Annotated in this window: 16 protein-coding genes; 8 read left to right on the top strand and 8 right to left on the bottom strand. The window is 58.7% G+C overall.

All coding sequences use genetic code 11. The features are described from left to right. Nucleotides 1-13: 13 nt before the first annotated feature. Both AC53L6_RS04305 and AC53L6_RS04300 read left to right on the top strand, forming a co-directional pair. Nucleotides 14-604 carry a hypothetical protein gene (locus tag AC53L6_RS04305; protein ID WP_496906912.1) on the top strand — a complete coding sequence of 197 codons (591 nt, stop codon included), beginning with the start codon at nt 14-16 and terminating at the stop codon, nt 602-604. Between the two features lie 130 nt (nt 605-734). Further along, entirely contained in the window at nt 735-1,076 is a 342-nt protein-coding gene (locus tag AC53L6_RS04300) for a DUF2853 family protein (RefSeq protein ID WP_299600857.1), read from the top strand. Nucleotides 1,077-1,304: 228 nt separating this feature from the next. On the opposite strand, the gene AC53L6_RS04295 is transcribed toward AC53L6_RS04300, so the two are convergent. The 5 genes from AC53L6_RS04295 to tsaD all read right to left on the bottom strand — a co-directional run bounded on the left by AC53L6_RS04295 (nt 1,305) and on the right by tsaD (nt 4,500). After that, nucleotides 1,305-1,703 carry a DUF1761 domain-containing protein gene (locus tag AC53L6_RS04295; RefSeq protein ID WP_496906911.1) on the bottom strand — a complete coding sequence of 133 codons (399 nt, stop codon included), beginning with the start codon at nt 1,701-1,703 and terminating at the stop codon, nt 1,305-1,307. A gap of 65 nt (nt 1,704-1,768) precedes the next feature. Continuing rightward, on the bottom strand, nt 1,769-2,188 hold the full coding sequence (locus AC53L6_RS04290) for an EVE domain-containing protein (RefSeq protein WP_189367190.1): 420 nt from the start codon (nt 2,186-2,188) through the stop codon (nt 1,769-1,771). Beyond that, the gene (locus AC53L6_RS04285; RefSeq protein WP_299700519.1) at nt 2,185-2,460 is read right to left on the bottom strand and encodes a YciI family protein; all 276 of its coding nucleotides are present in this window, start codon (nt 2,458-2,460) and stop codon (nt 2,185-2,187) included. Before AC53L6_RS04285 ends, AC53L6_RS04290 begins: the two co-directional genes overlap by 4 nt. A 1-nt stretch (nt 2,461) precedes the next feature. Further along, nucleotides 2,462-3,409 (bottom strand): NAD(P)H-dependent glycerol-3-phosphate dehydrogenase, encoded by a 948-nt coding sequence (locus AC53L6_RS04280; RefSeq protein ID WP_299600849.1) that lies wholly within the window; start codon nt 3,407-3,409, stop codon nt 2,462-2,464. Then, nucleotides 3,406-4,500, bottom strand: coding sequence for a tRNA (adenosine(37)-N6)-threonylcarbamoyltransferase complex transferase subunit TsaD (tsaD, locus tag AC53L6_RS04275; RefSeq protein ID WP_496906910.1), 1,095 nt, complete (start codon nt 4,498-4,500; stop codon nt 3,406-3,408). Before tsaD ends, AC53L6_RS04280 begins: the two co-directional genes overlap by 4 nt. A gap of 86 nt (nt 4,501-4,586) precedes the next feature. Between tsaD and AC53L6_RS04270 the strand changes: the two genes are divergently transcribed. From AC53L6_RS04270 to AC53L6_RS04255, 4 genes are all read left to right on the top strand, one after another. Beyond that, on the top strand, nt 4,587-5,255 hold the full coding sequence (locus AC53L6_RS04270; protein WP_496906909.1) for a uroporphyrinogen-III synthase: 669 nt from the start codon (nt 4,587-4,589) through the stop codon (nt 5,253-5,255). A gap of 71 nt (nt 5,256-5,326) precedes the next feature. Further along, nucleotides 5,327-6,571 carry a COG4223 family protein gene (locus tag AC53L6_RS04265; RefSeq protein ID WP_496906908.1) on the top strand — a complete coding sequence of 415 codons (1,245 nt, stop codon included), beginning with the start codon at nt 5,327-5,329 and terminating at the stop codon, nt 6,569-6,571. Between the two features lie 11 nt (nt 6,572-6,582). Then, nucleotides 6,583-8,052, top strand: a complete 1,470-nt coding sequence (locus tag AC53L6_RS04260) for a heme biosynthesis protein HemY (protein WP_496906907.1) — start codon at nt 6,583-6,585, stop codon at nt 8,050-8,052. 170 nt (nt 8,053-8,222) lie between these two features. Continuing rightward, nucleotides 8,223-9,305 carry a polysaccharide biosynthesis/export family protein gene (locus tag AC53L6_RS04255; protein ID WP_496906906.1) on the top strand — a complete coding sequence of 361 codons (1,083 nt, stop codon included), beginning with the start codon at nt 8,223-8,225 and terminating at the stop codon, nt 9,303-9,305. A 65-nt stretch (nt 9,306-9,370) separates the two neighbouring features. Here AC53L6_RS04255 and ahcY read toward each other — a convergent pair whose 3' ends face one another. After that, nucleotides 9,371-10,759: an adenosylhomocysteinase gene (gene ahcY / locus AC53L6_RS04250; protein WP_496906905.1), complete on the bottom strand. Its 1,389-nt coding sequence runs from the start codon at nt 10,757-10,759 to the stop codon at nt 9,371-9,373. 176 nt (nt 10,760-10,935) lie between these two features. Here ahcY and AC53L6_RS04245 point away from each other — a divergent pair, with 176 nt between their 5' ends. Beyond that, nucleotides 10,936-11,532 (top strand): HD domain-containing protein, encoded by a 597-nt coding sequence (locus tag AC53L6_RS04245; RefSeq protein ID WP_299203402.1) that lies wholly within the window; start codon nt 10,936-10,938, stop codon nt 11,530-11,532. Continuing rightward, entirely contained in the window at nt 11,529-12,014 is a 486-nt protein-coding gene (locus tag AC53L6_RS04240) for a GNAT family N-acetyltransferase (RefSeq protein ID WP_299746611.1), read from the top strand. The genes AC53L6_RS04245 and AC53L6_RS04240 overlap by 4 nt, the downstream gene beginning before the upstream one ends. A gap of 205 nt (nt 12,015-12,219) precedes the next feature. Here AC53L6_RS04240 and AC53L6_RS04235 read toward each other — a convergent pair whose 3' ends face one another. Both AC53L6_RS04235 and AC53L6_RS04230 read right to left on the bottom strand, forming a co-directional pair. Further along, a complete protein-coding gene (locus AC53L6_RS04235) occupies nt 12,220-12,774 on the bottom strand; it encodes an ActR/PrrA/RegA family redox response regulator transcription factor (protein ID WP_299203398.1) in 555 nt (184 codons plus the stop codon). 83 nt (nt 12,775-12,857) lie between these two features. After that, nucleotides 12,858-13,478, bottom strand: coding sequence for an SCO family protein (locus tag AC53L6_RS04230; RefSeq protein ID WP_496906904.1), 621 nt, complete (start codon nt 13,476-13,478; stop codon nt 12,858-12,860). Nucleotides 13,479-13,529: the final 51 nt, after the last annotated feature.

Here is a 13,529-nt window from a genome sequence, read left to right as displayed (position 1 = left end):
CTAGAGGCTTTTCATGGCACAGGGACATGACGTATTTGCGGCGCGGCTTGCCCGTCTGAACGAAACCCACGCAGAGCACGAGGCGCGCCAGAGCGCTTCGGCCAAGGCTGCGCGTGGTCGGGTACCGGATTGGGCGCGCAACCTTGTCTATCCGGGATCCATTGTCGGCGCGTTGGTTGTTGGCGTCTTTACCGTGGTGCTGTCCCGCTACGCGATGTTCCACGCAAACGGCGCACCAGACCCGAACGCTGATGCCGACCTGACAATGATCATGGACGGGGGGCTGGCCCTCGCAATTGCCTTTGTCTTGCGGTCCGCCCTGCATCTGACGGCCAAGGAACACCTGGCCGCCAAAACAGCAGGTATCTGGATCGCTTTGACGTGCATGCACAATCTGGTCCATGCCTATCCCAATGTATGGGCAACCGCCTTTTCCCCGGAATGGGTCGAACGCACCATATCCATGACAGAACCGCGGTCATTCTATGTACGAGGGTTCACCTTCTCTTTCGATGACATGGGCGGCGCCAGAAATGATGACGGATCCACCAATTCAGAAGGCCCGTCCACCAGCAAACCCGAGATCAAGATCAATCGCCACTGATTCATAGATCGGCGATCTTTTGACGGGGAAAAACATATGAACTTTTTCCTTTGTTTTGGCACCCTTGCTGCACTAACCTCCCGTCCAAGGTCACACATGGTGACCAAGTCCAACTGGTGGGAGACAAGATATGGGCAAAAGGGACGAGTTGATCGCGCAATATGCAGACGATCTGAAGAATAAATGTGGCATGACCCCAGACATGGATCTGCTGACGAAAGTCACAATTGGCTGCGGCCCATCGATCTACAATGCCGATGCGTCCACCGTTGCGGCCAGCCAGCCGGATGAGCTGGAAACAGTGAAGAACAACTTCCTGATCAAGAAGCTGGGCCTTGCCGATGGTCCCAAGCTGGACGAGGCAATTGCGTCGGTCATTGAAACCTACGGCAAATCCGAACGGAACAAGTATCGTGCGGTGGTCTACTACATGCTGACCAAGCACTTTGGTAAAGAATCCGCCTACGGTTAACACCAAGGACACGGCATTAATCAAAGGGACACCCGCCTTAAGCGGGTGTTTCTTTTTTGGATCGAATGTCACGTACTATGGATTTGAGATTGCCAATCCGATCTGCTAATTATTGAGACATCCGACCAGAAGGTCAGACCCGATATTCAGTTTACTTGTGGTGGCTCTTGGGAGTGTCCGCCGGGGTGAAGAAGGGTTCTGACCATTCCGGGTCAGAACCCTTTTTTCTTAGAGTAGCGTCAAGACGGCACCGATCACGGTACAGCCAAATGTGGCATATCCGCCGTCGATCAGCGTCAACCGAAAGGGCCGCGCGCCAAAGGCGTAGAACGTCGCGATCCATGGCGTCACCAGGAACAGCCCAACACCAAAGCCTGAAACCAGCCCCTCACCAAAGCTGTCGATCCCGCTCAGCACAAACACGTGGCGCATCATTCCTGCGACCAAAATCGCACCCACAATGCTCGTGATATAGGGCAGCGGGTCTTTCTGATTGGCTGGCGCATCACCTGCTTCATTCAGCGCCACACCAGATGCCGCCATCCACGGTTTGGCCAACACCGTGTACCAGATTGCGCCAACCATGAATCCAGCGATACCCGCCACCAAAACTGCCAAAAATCCCATGTTTCCCTCCACTTTCGGCTATTTGTGCCTCTAGCCTGCCAGAGGATGGGAAAATTCCAAAGCGTTTAGGTACTCACACCAGCCATCTCGCAAACCACGGCCCATTCTGCATCGGTCACGGGTTGCACAGACAGGCGCGAACTACGGACCAGCGCCATCTCGGCCAGACGCGGATCAGCTTTCACCATTTCGAGCGTCACGGGGGTTTGCACGGGGCCAATCGCCTTGATGTCCACGCATTCCCACCGCGGGTCATCAATGGTGCTATCCGGATGCGCTTCAGCGATCACTTCGACGATGCCGACCACCGCCTTTTCCGTCTGCGAGTGGTAGAAGAAGCCACGGTCGCCTACCTTCATCTCGCGCATGAAATTGCGCGCCTGGTAGTTGCGCACGCCATCCCATTCTTCGCCTTCATCACCCTTGGCAACCTGTTGATCCCAGCTCCAGGTCGAGGGTTCGGATTTGAACAACCAGTACCTCATGCCCCGATCACCTGTTTCCATGCCTTGATCTGCACGTCCTGAAACAGGCCCGCCTTGGCATAAGGGTCATTGTCGGCCCATGCCTGCGCTGCGCCCGCATCTGCCACATCCAACACGATTAATGACCCGCACGGATTGCCCTCCGTATCCAGAAACGGCCCCGCCTGTTTCACAACGCCTGTGCTGTCGAGGTAGTCAAGATGGGCAGGACGGTTCTCCATCCGCACGTCCAGCGCGCCCTCCTTGTCATGGGCCATCAGGGCAAAAAGCATATCATTCCTCCTTCAAAGGGCGGGCCATCAGGCGGGTCATGGCACCGGGCACGTCCACCACGCCATCCACCAGATCCGCCACGGTGTCACAAATCGGCAGATCGAGGGCATGTTTGGTCGCCACCTGCCGCAATGCGCGGGCGGTCGCGGCCCCCTCGACCGTTGTCGCCGCATCAAATTCCGTTCCCGCGCCAAGGGCAAGCCCCAGACGGTAGTTGCGCGACTTATCCGAGGTGCAGGTCAGTGTCAGATCACCCAAACCACTAAGCCCCATCAAGGTTTCGGGTTGCGCGCCAAGGGCCATCGCCACGCGTTGCATCTCGGCAAAGCCCCGCGTCAAAAGCGCCGCCCGCGCGCTATCGCCAAGCCCCGCGCCCATCACCGCACCACACCCGATGGCGATCACATTCTTGAGTGCTCCACCCAATTCAACGCCGGTCACATCCGTCGTTCGATACAAGCGCAACATCGGGGTCGCCAACACATCTTGTAACGCGCGGGCGGCTTCAGGGTTTTCGCAGGCCAGCGTCAGCGCAGTGGGTAAGCCGCGCGCAATATCGACGGCAAAGCTGGGGCCACTCAGGACCGCAGCGTTGCGTGCGCTGGATAGGATGGCAGAGGGTCCAAGGCCAGTCGCCACCTCAATCCCTTTACAACAGGCCACCGCATCGCGATGCGACAGGTCCCGGTGTTCAATCAGATGGCGCAAGCTTTGCATTGGTACCGCGAACAACAGCGTGTCACAGGCCAAAGCAGTCTCTAACTTGGAGGAAATTGTAATATTGTCTGGCAAATCGACACCAGGCAACCGACGGTCATTCCTACGGTTTGCCTGCATATCACTCGCGTGACCGGCGTCTCTTGCCCACAGCGTAACAGCCTGATGCGGCGCGAGGGCCACGGCCAGTGCCGTACCAAAGGCACCGGCGCCGACAACGGCAACGCTCATGCCTTGGCCCCTTTCTTGCCCGATCCCAGCATGGCCGTACTCTTGGTATCAAGCGGCATACGCGGACGCGCCGAAAGGTCCATCCCGTCCGGTGCACGCAACCGCATCTGTTCAATCCCCGCGGCGGCAATCATCGCTGCATTGTCTGTGCACAACGCCAGGGGCGGTGCGTCGAAAGCCACGTCCGAATTGGCACAAACAGTCTCTAACACAGTGCGAATGGTCATGTTTGCCGCGACCCCGCCCGCCACACAGAAGGTCGGTGTGGCCGGTGCAAGATCAAGATAAGACTCTAGTGCGCGCTTGGCCTTGCCTGCCAGACTGTCCGTCACCGCCGCCTGAAACGAAGCCGCCAAATCCGCCTGATCCCGCACCGTCAGACCGCCCTGTTCGGCCATAATATCATCGCGCGCGCGCAACACCGCTGTCTTGAGACCGGAAAAGCTCAAATCGCAGCCGGGCTTGTTCGACAGGGGCCGAGGAAAGGCAAAGCGCTTGGCATCCCCATCCTGCGCAATTTTTTCAATCGCGGGACCGCCGGGTTGGCCCAATCCAATCAATCGCGCCACCTTGTCGAAGGCCTCGCCCGGGGCGTCATCAATGGTGCCGCCCAACCGCTTGAAATCATCCGGTCCGCGCGCAATCAGGAACTGGCAATGCCCGCCCGACACCAGCAGCATCAGGTAAGGAAAGGCGATACCCGAAGACAAGCGAGGCGTCAGTGCGTGCCCGGCAAGATGGTTGATGCCGTAAAGCGGTTTGCCCGTGGCCGCCGACAACCCCTTGGCCGTCATCACGCCTGCGACCACGCCACCGATCAGGCCCGGACCGCAGGTGGCCGCAATGGCATCAATGTCGCACAGCCCGATACCGGCCTGCTCCAAAGCCTGCGCCACACTCACATCCAAGCGCTCGGCATGGGCACGGGCGGCAATCTCGGGCACAACACCGCCGAAATCGGAATGCAGGTCGGCCTGGCCAAAGACCACCGATGACAGCACCTCCATGTTCCCGGGCACACCGCGCACGACAGCCGCTGCGGTGTCGTCGCAACTGCTTTCAATTCCCAGAACTGTCGCTACCTGCGTCATGACACATCCGTTGCACCAAAGGCGCGTGCGGGGTAACAGCATAAGCCGTGGCAAACAATGCATCTCACCTACCGGTCACCTTGCTGATGACCCGACCGCGCGCAGCAGCCGAGCGGTTTATGGCAAAGATGCCCGATGATCTGAAGGCGCAGGTCAGTCCGTTGTTTAGTCCGCTGTTAACGATTGTGCCGGTTGCCGACAGTCAGGCAATCGAGGCTGATGAAGCCGCCATCTTCACGTCTTCCAACGGCGTTATTCATGCGCCTGCAGGTTCCGGGCGCATGGCCTATTGCATCGGCACTGCAACGACCGAGCGAGCAAAGCAACATGGTTGGTCTGCGCAGTTGGCAGGTCAGACGGCGGATGAGCTGGTGGCAACGCTGACCGACACCCCCATGACACGCCATTTGGTGCACATCCGCGGGCAGCATACGCGTGGGGATGTTGTCACCCGCTTGCGGTCCGCAGGACAGCAGGTGCGCGACTGTATCGTGTACGACCAAGTGCCGCAATTATTGTCAGCCGCTGCCCATGAGGCGCTTATGCGGGAAGAGTTGACCATCGTTCCCCTTTTTTCGCCCCGCACCGCCATGCAATTTGCCAAGCAGGCGCCGCGCGCCACATCCATGCATGTGGTCGTCTTCAGTGATGCGGTTGCAACGGCAGCAGAACCCATCCGGGTTGACAGCGTTGCGGTGCGACCTGACGCCACGGCCATGTATGAAGCGATCCGACAGGCCATCTGTGCGGGTTGAGGGGCGCGGGGGCGCAGGGTAGAGTTTGATGCGGTGCAGAAACCGCACAGAAGAATCGGAAGGGGAATTCCTTGGCCAAACGCAAATTTCCGGAGAAGGGCCAACAAGACGACCCCAAGGCCGAAGCGCCCGACACTCCAGACGTAGAAATCTCTGCGCAGGACGCGGCGGATGCAGCGCAGGATAAGGTTGCCGAAACACCCGATGCACTTGCACTGACGGAAGACGCGCGGGTTGATGAGGAAGTGGTGAGCGCGGAGCCTGTGGACGAAATCGAAGCTGAGCCAGAGCCAGAGCCAGAGCCAGAGCCAGAGCCAGAGCCAGAGCCAGAAAGTGTTGCACCAAACCCGGTGCCGCAACCTGCGCCTGAACGGCGGAGCGTCGTGCCCATGATCTTTGCCGGGATCATCGCTGCATTGGCGGGCTTTATCGCGGCCCGGTCCGATATCCTCGAACCAATCTTCCCCGGCCTCGCCACACAGGCTGGCGCGGACCCCGAATTGGTTGAGCAACTCACCGGAACAGTCGCAGACCTGACTGCCCGCCTTGATCAATCAACCGAACAGATTGCAACGCTGACGGCTCAGGTCGAAACCCTGTCACAAGCAGACGCGCCAGTGGACCTTGGACCGCTGGAACAGCAAATTACTGCCTTGTCCGACCGCATCGACGGCCTTGGGTCGCAATCGGGCACAGCGACCATCGTGCCTGATGAGGCAATCGACGCCGCCCTGTCCGACCTGCGCGCCACGGCATCCGCCCAACAGGATGAAATCGACAGGCTTCTGGCCGATGCACGGCTGGCCAGTGAAAACGCCGAAGCGTCTGCAAGCGCGACACTGGCGCGTGCCGCCATCAATCGGGTCCTTGCTGCGGTCGACAATGGTGGACCATTTGCTGCCGCGCTTGGCGATCTTGAGCAGGCAGGGGTATCTGACATTCCCGACGCTCTGCGTGCCGCGGCCGCCGACGGAGTGCAGCCACTGTCAGATTTGCAGGCATCTGCGCCTGACGCGGCCCGCGACGCGCTGGCCGCCGCCCGCGCTGCAGAAGAGGGTGGCGGACTGGGCGCCTTCTTTGAGCGTCAGCTGGGCACTCGGTCGATTCTGCCGACGGAAGGATCAGACCCGGATGCCGTCCTGTCGCGCGTAGAAGCCGCTGTGCGCGATGGCCGTTTGAGCGACGCACTGGCCGAAGCCGAAACATTGCCCGAGGCGGCACAAGAGGCGCTGGCGCCTTGGTTGGAACAGGCGCAACAGCGTCACGAGGCGGTCACCGCCGCAAACGCATTGGCGCAACGCCTGTCGGCACTCTGAAGGGGCCTTTCATGATCTGGTCATTGGTAAAAATCATTATTTTTGTTGTTGCGGTTGCCGCCCTCGCGCTTGGCGCCGGATGGCTTCTGGAAACAGAAGGCGGCATACAAATCGTTGTCGCGGGCAAGGAATATACGCTGGGGCCGCTGCAATCGGTCATCGCACTCGTGGCACTTGTGATCGCTGTCTGGATCGGGCTAAAGCTGCTGGGTCTGCTGATCGCCACGTGGCATTTCCTGAATGGCGATGACACCGCCCTGTCCCGCTACTTCGAACGGCGCAAATACGCGAAAGGCTATGATGCACTGGCCGAGGGCATGATGGCGCTGGCCTCGGGCGAAGCCCGCACAGCGCTGGCCAAGGCGGAAAAGGCGGATCGTTACCTCGACCGTCCCGAACTCACCAGCCTGCTGACCGCACAAGCCGCCGAAATGGCTGGGGATCGGAAGAAAGCCGAAGAAACCTACCGGAAGCTGGTGGCAAACGACGCGACCCGCTTTGTCGGCGTGCGCGGGATCATGAAGCAGAAGCTGGCCGATGGGGACACCGAAACAGCGCTCAAGCTGGCGGAAAAGGCATTTGCCATCAAACCCAAACACGAAGAGACGCAGGACATCCTGCTCAAGCTTCAGGCGGACAAAGAGGATTGGAAAGGCGCACGCGAAACCCTAAGCGCCAAGCTGAAACACGGATCTTTGCCCCGCGATGTGCACAAGCGACGTGATGCCGTGCTGGCCCTGAGCGAAGCCAGGAAAGTCCTGGATCAGGACGAAACAATAGAAGCGCGCGAAGCGGCAATCGAAGCCAACCGCCTGTCGCCTGACCTGATCCCGGCAGCCGTTATGGCCGCACGTGGGTATATCGAAAAAGGTCAGAAGCGATACGCCACGCGTATCCTGAAAAAGGCGTGGAATGCCCAGCCACATCCAGACCTTGCCGCGGCGTTTGCCGAGGTTGAGCCAGACGAGGACACAGCAGCGCGCCTGAAACGGTTTGCCGCTCTGACCAAGTCCAACGCCGATCACCCCGAGGCGCGCATGCTGCTGAGTGAACTGAACATCGCGGCGGAGGATTTTCCTGCAGCGCGGCGCGCGCTTGGCGATCTGGCCGAAAGCGATCCAACCACGCGATCATTGACGCTCATGGCCGCCATTGAACGGGGCGAGGGGGCGACGGATGCCGTTGTACAGGGCTGGCTTGCACGTGCATTGACAGCACCACGCGGACCACAATGGGTGTGCGACAACTGCCACAACATCCACAGCGAATGGGCACCCACATGCGGCAATTGCAGCGCCTTCGATACGCTGACCTGGAAACGGCCACCGAACGCCGAACTCAGCTTGCCTGGCGGGACCGAAATGCTGCCCCTTCTGGTTGGCGCGCCTGCTAAAAAATCAGACGATGCAGTCACCGTCGTTGATGATGGAAATGTGATTGAGGTAGAGGATTTAGGCAATCCCGCCACTCAAAACACATGATCTGGTGTGTGCGCCTATTGTGGTTGGGCAACGCCTTCGGCAATTGACCGCCCGTGGCGGAGATTCTTTTGTGTTCCGCCGATGTTTCCGGCTAAACGTGCTCTGAATACGCTGCCGTAGTCGGCCCAGGGGGACATATTGTGCGACATCCAATTCGCTTTTTAGCGTCTTTGTTTATTATTGCGGCGGTTTCCGCCTGTACACTGCCCCGCGGTGCAGCCGTCCAAAGCGAGATTATCCGCAACCAGAACAATGAAGAAGCGGTGTTTTCCGTCGTGCCCATCGGGCAGGACAACGTGGCGCAACTGGCCAAGTGGCCCGCAACCGGTTGGGCAGGGCACTACCATTGGTTCAGCCGCGACCCCGGTCCAAAGTCCAACATCATTCGGGCAGGTGACACGATTGACCTCGTGGTCTGGGACAACCAGGAAAACTCGCTTCTGACCAGCGACGTTCAGCAGAATGTCGAGCTGCCAGGCATCACCGTTTCACCAGATGGGATGATCTTTGTTCCCTATATTGATCAAGTGAATGTGGCCGGTTCGACCCCCGACACGGCCCGCCGCCAGATTGAGGACAAGTTACGTGTGGTGATCCCCGATCCACAGGTACAGCTTACTGTCGTGTCCGGTCCGGACAACTCGGTCGACGCGGTACGTGGCTTCAATGCACCCGGTAATTACCCTCTGCCCAATCGCAACTATTCTATCCTCAGCCTGATCTCGGCAGCCGGCGGTATCTCTGCAGACTTGGAGAATCCGCTGGTGCGGGTCATCCGCGATGGGAAATCCTATGAAATCCGCGTCGGCGACTTGCTTGAGAGGCCCTCAGCAAATGTGATCCTGCGCGGTGGTGATCAGATTATCGTGGAAGAGGACGGGCGGTATTTCGTGGCGCTGGGCGCAACAGGGTCCGAAAGTATTGTGCCGTTCACCAAGGAACGCATCAACGCAATCGAAGCACTGGCGCTTGTCGACGGCATCGATGCCGGACGCGCAAATCCCAGAGGCGTGCTGATCCTGCGGGACTATGCGTCCAAGGATCTGCGGACCGACGGCTCAGGCCCGGAGAAAACACAGGTGGTGTTCGCGGTTGACCTCACCTCGGCCGACTCACTCTTTGCCGCGCGCAAGTTCAACGTGAACCCCGGCGACCTTGTCATGGCCACCGAAAGCTCAGTGACTTCGATCCGGACTGTATTTGGTCTGATTGGATCGATCGTCGGCGTCGGCAACGCGCTGGACAACAACTAAAAAGGGCCGCGCATAGCGCGACCCCTTTGCAAGCAATTGGGCGGGGCAATCCCCGCCCTTTTTCGTCAGTAGCGATAGTGCTCGGGCTTGAACGGACCCTCGGGTGCAACGCCGATATAGGCTGCCTGTTCAGGGTCCATTTGCGTCAACTTCACACCGATCCGGTCCAGGTGCAGACGGGCCACTTTCTCGTCCAGATGCTTGGGCAGGATGTATACTTCATTCTTGTACTCGTCGCCCTTGGCCCACAGTTCGATCTGCGCCAGCACCTGGTTGGTGAAGGATGCCGACATGACAAAAGACGGGTGGCCCGTCGCATTGCCAAGGTTCAGCAGACGACCTTCGGATAGAAGGATGATGCGATGCCCGTTCGGCATCTCGATCATATCCACTTGTTCCTTGATATTGGTCCACTTGTGGTTCTTCAGGCTCGCCACCTGAATTTCATTGTCGAAGTGGCCGATGTTGCCGACGATAGCCATGTCCTTCATCTCGCGCATATGCTCAATGCGGATCACGTCCTTGTTGCCGGTGGTGGTGACAAAAATATCGGCGCTCGCCACAACGTCTTCCAGTGTCGTGACCTGGAAGCCGTCCATGGCCGCCTGCAGGGCGCAGATCGGGTCAACCTCGGTCACGATCACGCGAGCACCGGCACCAGCCAGTGACGCGGCTGACCCTTTGCCAACATCGCCATAACCCATCACCACGGCGGTCTTGCCAGCCATCATGGTGTCCGTCGCGCGGCGAATGCCGTCGACCAGCGATTCCTTGCAGCCATATTTGTTGTCGAATTTCGACTTGGTGACGCTGTCATTCACGTTGATCGCGGGGAAGGGCAACTGCCCGTCACGCACCAACTGGTACAGACGGTTCACACCGGTTGTTGTCTCTTCCGAGACGCCCTTGATCTGATCGCGCATCTTGGTGAACCAGCCGGGGCTTTGCGTCATCCGCTTGGCGATCTGCTGCTTGATCACTTCTTCCTCTTCCGAGGTTGGCACGGGAATGATGTCTTCGCCCGCTTCGGCGCGTGCACCCAGCAGGACGTAAAGGGTCGCGTCGCCGCCATCGTCCAGAATCATGTTTGGGCCATCAGCGAACTGGAACGACTTGTCTAGGTAATCCCAATGCTCCTCCAGCGATTGACCCTTGATCGCAAAGACCGGAACCCCGCTCGCCGCAATGGCCGCTGCCGCGTGGTCCTGCGTCGAAAAGATGTTGCAGGATGCCCAGCGCACATCGGCACCCAGTTCAACCAGTGTTTCGATCAGAACAGCGGTCTGGATCGTCATATGCAGCGATCCAACGATGCGGGCACCGGCCAGTGGCTTGCTTTCGCCATACTCAGCGCGGCATGCCATCAGGCCAGGCATTTCCGTTTCGGCGATGTCCAGTTCCTTGCGGCCAAACTCGGCCAGGGCAATGTCTTTAACAATGTAGTCCTGCGACATGTGTCTTGTCCTTCACAAATAGGGTTGGACCGCAGATAGCACTCACCCCCGACAGGGGCAATCGCGCGTTCGAAGGTTGCGATATATGGCAATGGAACCGTGTCGAGCTTTCAAACCGACCAAAGCTTTCGCACGGCCTGTACCTGCGTTAGGACGGGACGACACCGGAGAAAGATATGCCCAAACAACCCCGTGCTTGGCAGCGCATGCTGTCGGGCCGCAGGCTGGACCTGCTGGACCCAACCCCCATGGATATCGAGATCGAGGATATCGCCCATGGCCTCGCCTTTGTCGCACGTTGGAATGGGCAAACGGCGGGGGACTATGCGTATTCCGTGGCCGAGCATTCCCTTTTGGTAGAGACGCTTTTTGGTCGGATATCGCCCAATGCGCCTGCCAAGTGGCGCTTGGCCGCACTTTTGCATGATGCGCCCGAATACGTGATCGGCGACATGATCTCGCCCGTGAAAACCTCGGTTGGTCCGGGGTACAAAGTGCTTGATGAACGGTTGGAAGCGGCGGTGCATATCCGGTTCGGTCTGCCCGCAAAGGTGCCACAGACAATCAAACGACAGATCAAGAAGGCCGACAGGATCAGTGCTTGGATGGAGGCGACGCAGATCGCCGGGTTTACTGAGACCGAGGCGAGCAAGTTTTTTGGCAAACCGGATCAGACTCTGATCGATGGGCTACAAATTGTTCTGCGCCCACCGGTGGACACCCGAAACGCGTTCACCACACGCCACACAGAACTGCTTGAGAGTTGCTTATGATCAATGTTCGCCCTGCCATCGCCCTTGATGCGCCTTCCATGGCCGCGCTCCTCAACGCTATCATCGAACAAGGCGGCACAACCGCCCTAACAGCCAAGGTATCTGGCGACGATCTAGCTGATTGGATGGCAGCAAATGACGGGCGCGCGGCGTGGCATGTGGCTGTAAATGAATCCGAACAGGTCGTGGGCTTCCAATGGATCGAAAGCGCCAACTACCTCCCACCGGAAGCCGCCGAAATCGCTACCTTTGTGCAGATGGGTCAAACGGGTCTCGGCATCGGGTCGAAATTGTTCGACGCGACGCGCAAGGCGGCCAAAGACATTGGCTATGTCTGGATCAACGCAAATATCCGCGCCGACAATGAAGGCGGGCTAATCTACTACCAGTCCCGCGGGTTCCAAGACTACGGCCGGATCGATGGGTACGAGATGGCAGACGGCCATATCGTGGACAAGATTCTCAAGCGCTACGACCTCTAAATCTCTTAACGCTTCGTTACCCCACCTCTACGGTGGGGGTGTACGGGGGCTGCACACATGGTGCACGGGGGGTGACAGGCCGGAACATTGCCTCAAATTTTAAAAATAAAAACCTGTGGCCCAGCGCAAAACGCACCGTCCAATCCTTCCCTGTTTCAAAAAAATCCTCGGGGGTCTGGGGGTGGAAAACCCCCAGTCCAACACCTCAACGAGGCGAACGTTTTGCCAAGATGCGTTGCAACGTCCGCCGGTGCATGTTCAGGCGTCGCGCCGTCTCCGACACGTTGCGATCACACAATTCATAGACACGTTGGATATGTTCCCACCGCACGCGATCCGCGCTCATCGGGTTCTCCGGTGGGGGTGGTAGGTCATCGCCCTTGGCCAAAAGCGCATTGGTGATGTCCGTCGCATCCGCAGGCTTTGACAGGTAGTCGGTCGCACCGATCTTGACCGCTGCAACCGCCGTGGCAATGGCGCCATAGCCGGTCAGCACGACAACCCGCGCATCAGGCCGTTTGTCACGCAGCACTTCCACCACGTCGAGCCCGTTGCCATCCTCCAACCGAAGGTCAACGACCGCGTATGCAGGTGGGCGCGCCGTCGCGATAGCCTTACCTGCTGTCACACTGTCTGCGGTCTCAATTTCGAAACCGCGCTTTTCCATGGCCTTGGCCAGACGCCGCAAAAACGGTTCGTCGTCATCAACCAGTAAGAGCGATTTGTCCTCGCCCAGGTCCGGCAGTGCTGCATCCGGCATCAAATTCTCCAGTTCCCGCTTATTTTTCTGGCTGGAGTGGAATATGGCCCGTGCAACTCATGGGGTCAAATTATTCCGGAAAATCAGGCGTTTTCAACGAAGCACGCGACGCGATCAGCCATTGCGTCGGCGCTTATGTCACGGCGAAAAAACTCTACAAAACCGTGCTGGGGCAGCACAAGATAAGTGAACGTCGAATGATCCACGAGGTAGAACTCGTCTGATTTATCATGCGCCTTGTAATATGTTCGGTATGTTTTGCTGGCGGCATCGGTTTGTTCCAGTGATCCCGTCAGGCCAATCATCTTCTCATGCAAGTTATAGGCAAAATCGCCGACAATCTCCGGCGTGTCCCGTTCGGGATCAACCGTGATGAAAACGGGTGTCACCGACATGCCGCGTTCGGCCAGTACGTCCACCGCTTCGGCATTGCGGGCGGTATCCAGTGGACAAACATCCGGACAGAACGTGTAGCCGAAATAGATTAGGGTCGGTTCCGTGATCACATCGTGATCCGTCACGGTTTGCCCTTCCGCGTTGACCAGTTCAAACGGACCGCCAATTCCGTTACCGTCACCCGCGACCTGGGTCGCATTGCATTGAGCAAATGCAGTCTCCTCGCCACCTGACTGGCTGACCCACCAAAGCCCCGCCATAAAAAGGGCAGCGACAATGGCAGCGACGGGTGCGATGATGCGGGTCATATTCGGCCTCCGGGTTGGGGTAGTCCTTAGCTATCAATCCCGGGCGCGAGT

Source organism: Tateyamaria sp. LSS28, from assembly GCF_059611725.1.
This window is presented reverse-complemented; position numbering and strand designations above follow the sequence as displayed.

What these genes read in the sequence shown, in the direction of transcription:
- tsaD (WP_496906910.1), bottom strand. Translation starts at nt 4,500, where the DNA reads ATGACGCAGGTAGCGACAGTTCTGGGAATTGAAAGCAGTTGCGACGAC.
- AC53L6_RS04235 (WP_299203398.1), bottom strand. Translation starts at nt 12,774, where the DNA reads ATGCCGGATGCAGCACTGCCGGACCTGGGCGAGGACAAATCGCTCTTA.
- AC53L6_RS04270 (WP_496906909.1), top strand. Translation starts at nt 4,587, where the DNA reads ATGACCCGACCGCGCGCAGCAGCCGAGCGGTTTATGGCAAAGATGCCC.
- AC53L6_RS04285 (WP_299700519.1), bottom strand. Translation starts at nt 2,460, where the DNA reads ATGCTTTTTGCCCTGATGGCCCATGACAAGGAGGGCGCGCTGGACGTG.
- AC53L6_RS04260 (WP_496906907.1), top strand. Translation starts at nt 6,583, where the DNA reads ATGATCTGGTCATTGGTAAAAATCATTATTTTTGTTGTTGCGGTTGCC.
- AC53L6_RS04295 (WP_496906911.1), bottom strand. Translation starts at nt 1,703, where the DNA reads ATGGGATTTTTGGCAGTTTTGGTGGCGGGTATCGCTGGATTCATGGTT.
- AC53L6_RS04240 (WP_299746611.1), top strand. Translation starts at nt 11,529, where the DNA reads ATGATCAATGTTCGCCCTGCCATCGCCCTTGATGCGCCTTCCATGGCC.
- AC53L6_RS04230 (WP_496906904.1), bottom strand. Translation starts at nt 13,478, where the DNA reads ATGACCCGCATCATCGCACCCGTCGCTGCCATTGTCGCTGCCCTTTTT.
- ahcY (WP_496906905.1), bottom strand. Translation starts at nt 10,759, where the DNA reads ATGTCGCAGGACTACATTGTTAAAGACATTGCCCTGGCCGAGTTTGGC.
- AC53L6_RS04305 (WP_496906912.1), top strand. Translation starts at nt 14, where the DNA reads ATGGCACAGGGACATGACGTATTTGCGGCGCGGCTTGCCCGTCTGAAC.
- AC53L6_RS04245 (WP_299203402.1), top strand. Translation starts at nt 10,936, where the DNA reads ATGCCCAAACAACCCCGTGCTTGGCAGCGCATGCTGTCGGGCCGCAGG.
- AC53L6_RS04300 (WP_299600857.1), top strand. Translation starts at nt 735, where the DNA reads ATGGGCAAAAGGGACGAGTTGATCGCGCAATATGCAGACGATCTGAAG.
- AC53L6_RS04290 (WP_189367190.1), bottom strand. Translation starts at nt 2,188, where the DNA reads ATGAGGTACTGGTTGTTCAAATCCGAACCCTCGACCTGGAGCTGGGAT.
- AC53L6_RS04280 (WP_299600849.1), bottom strand. Translation starts at nt 3,409, where the DNA reads ATGAGCGTTGCCGTTGTCGGCGCCGGTGCCTTTGGTACGGCACTGGCC.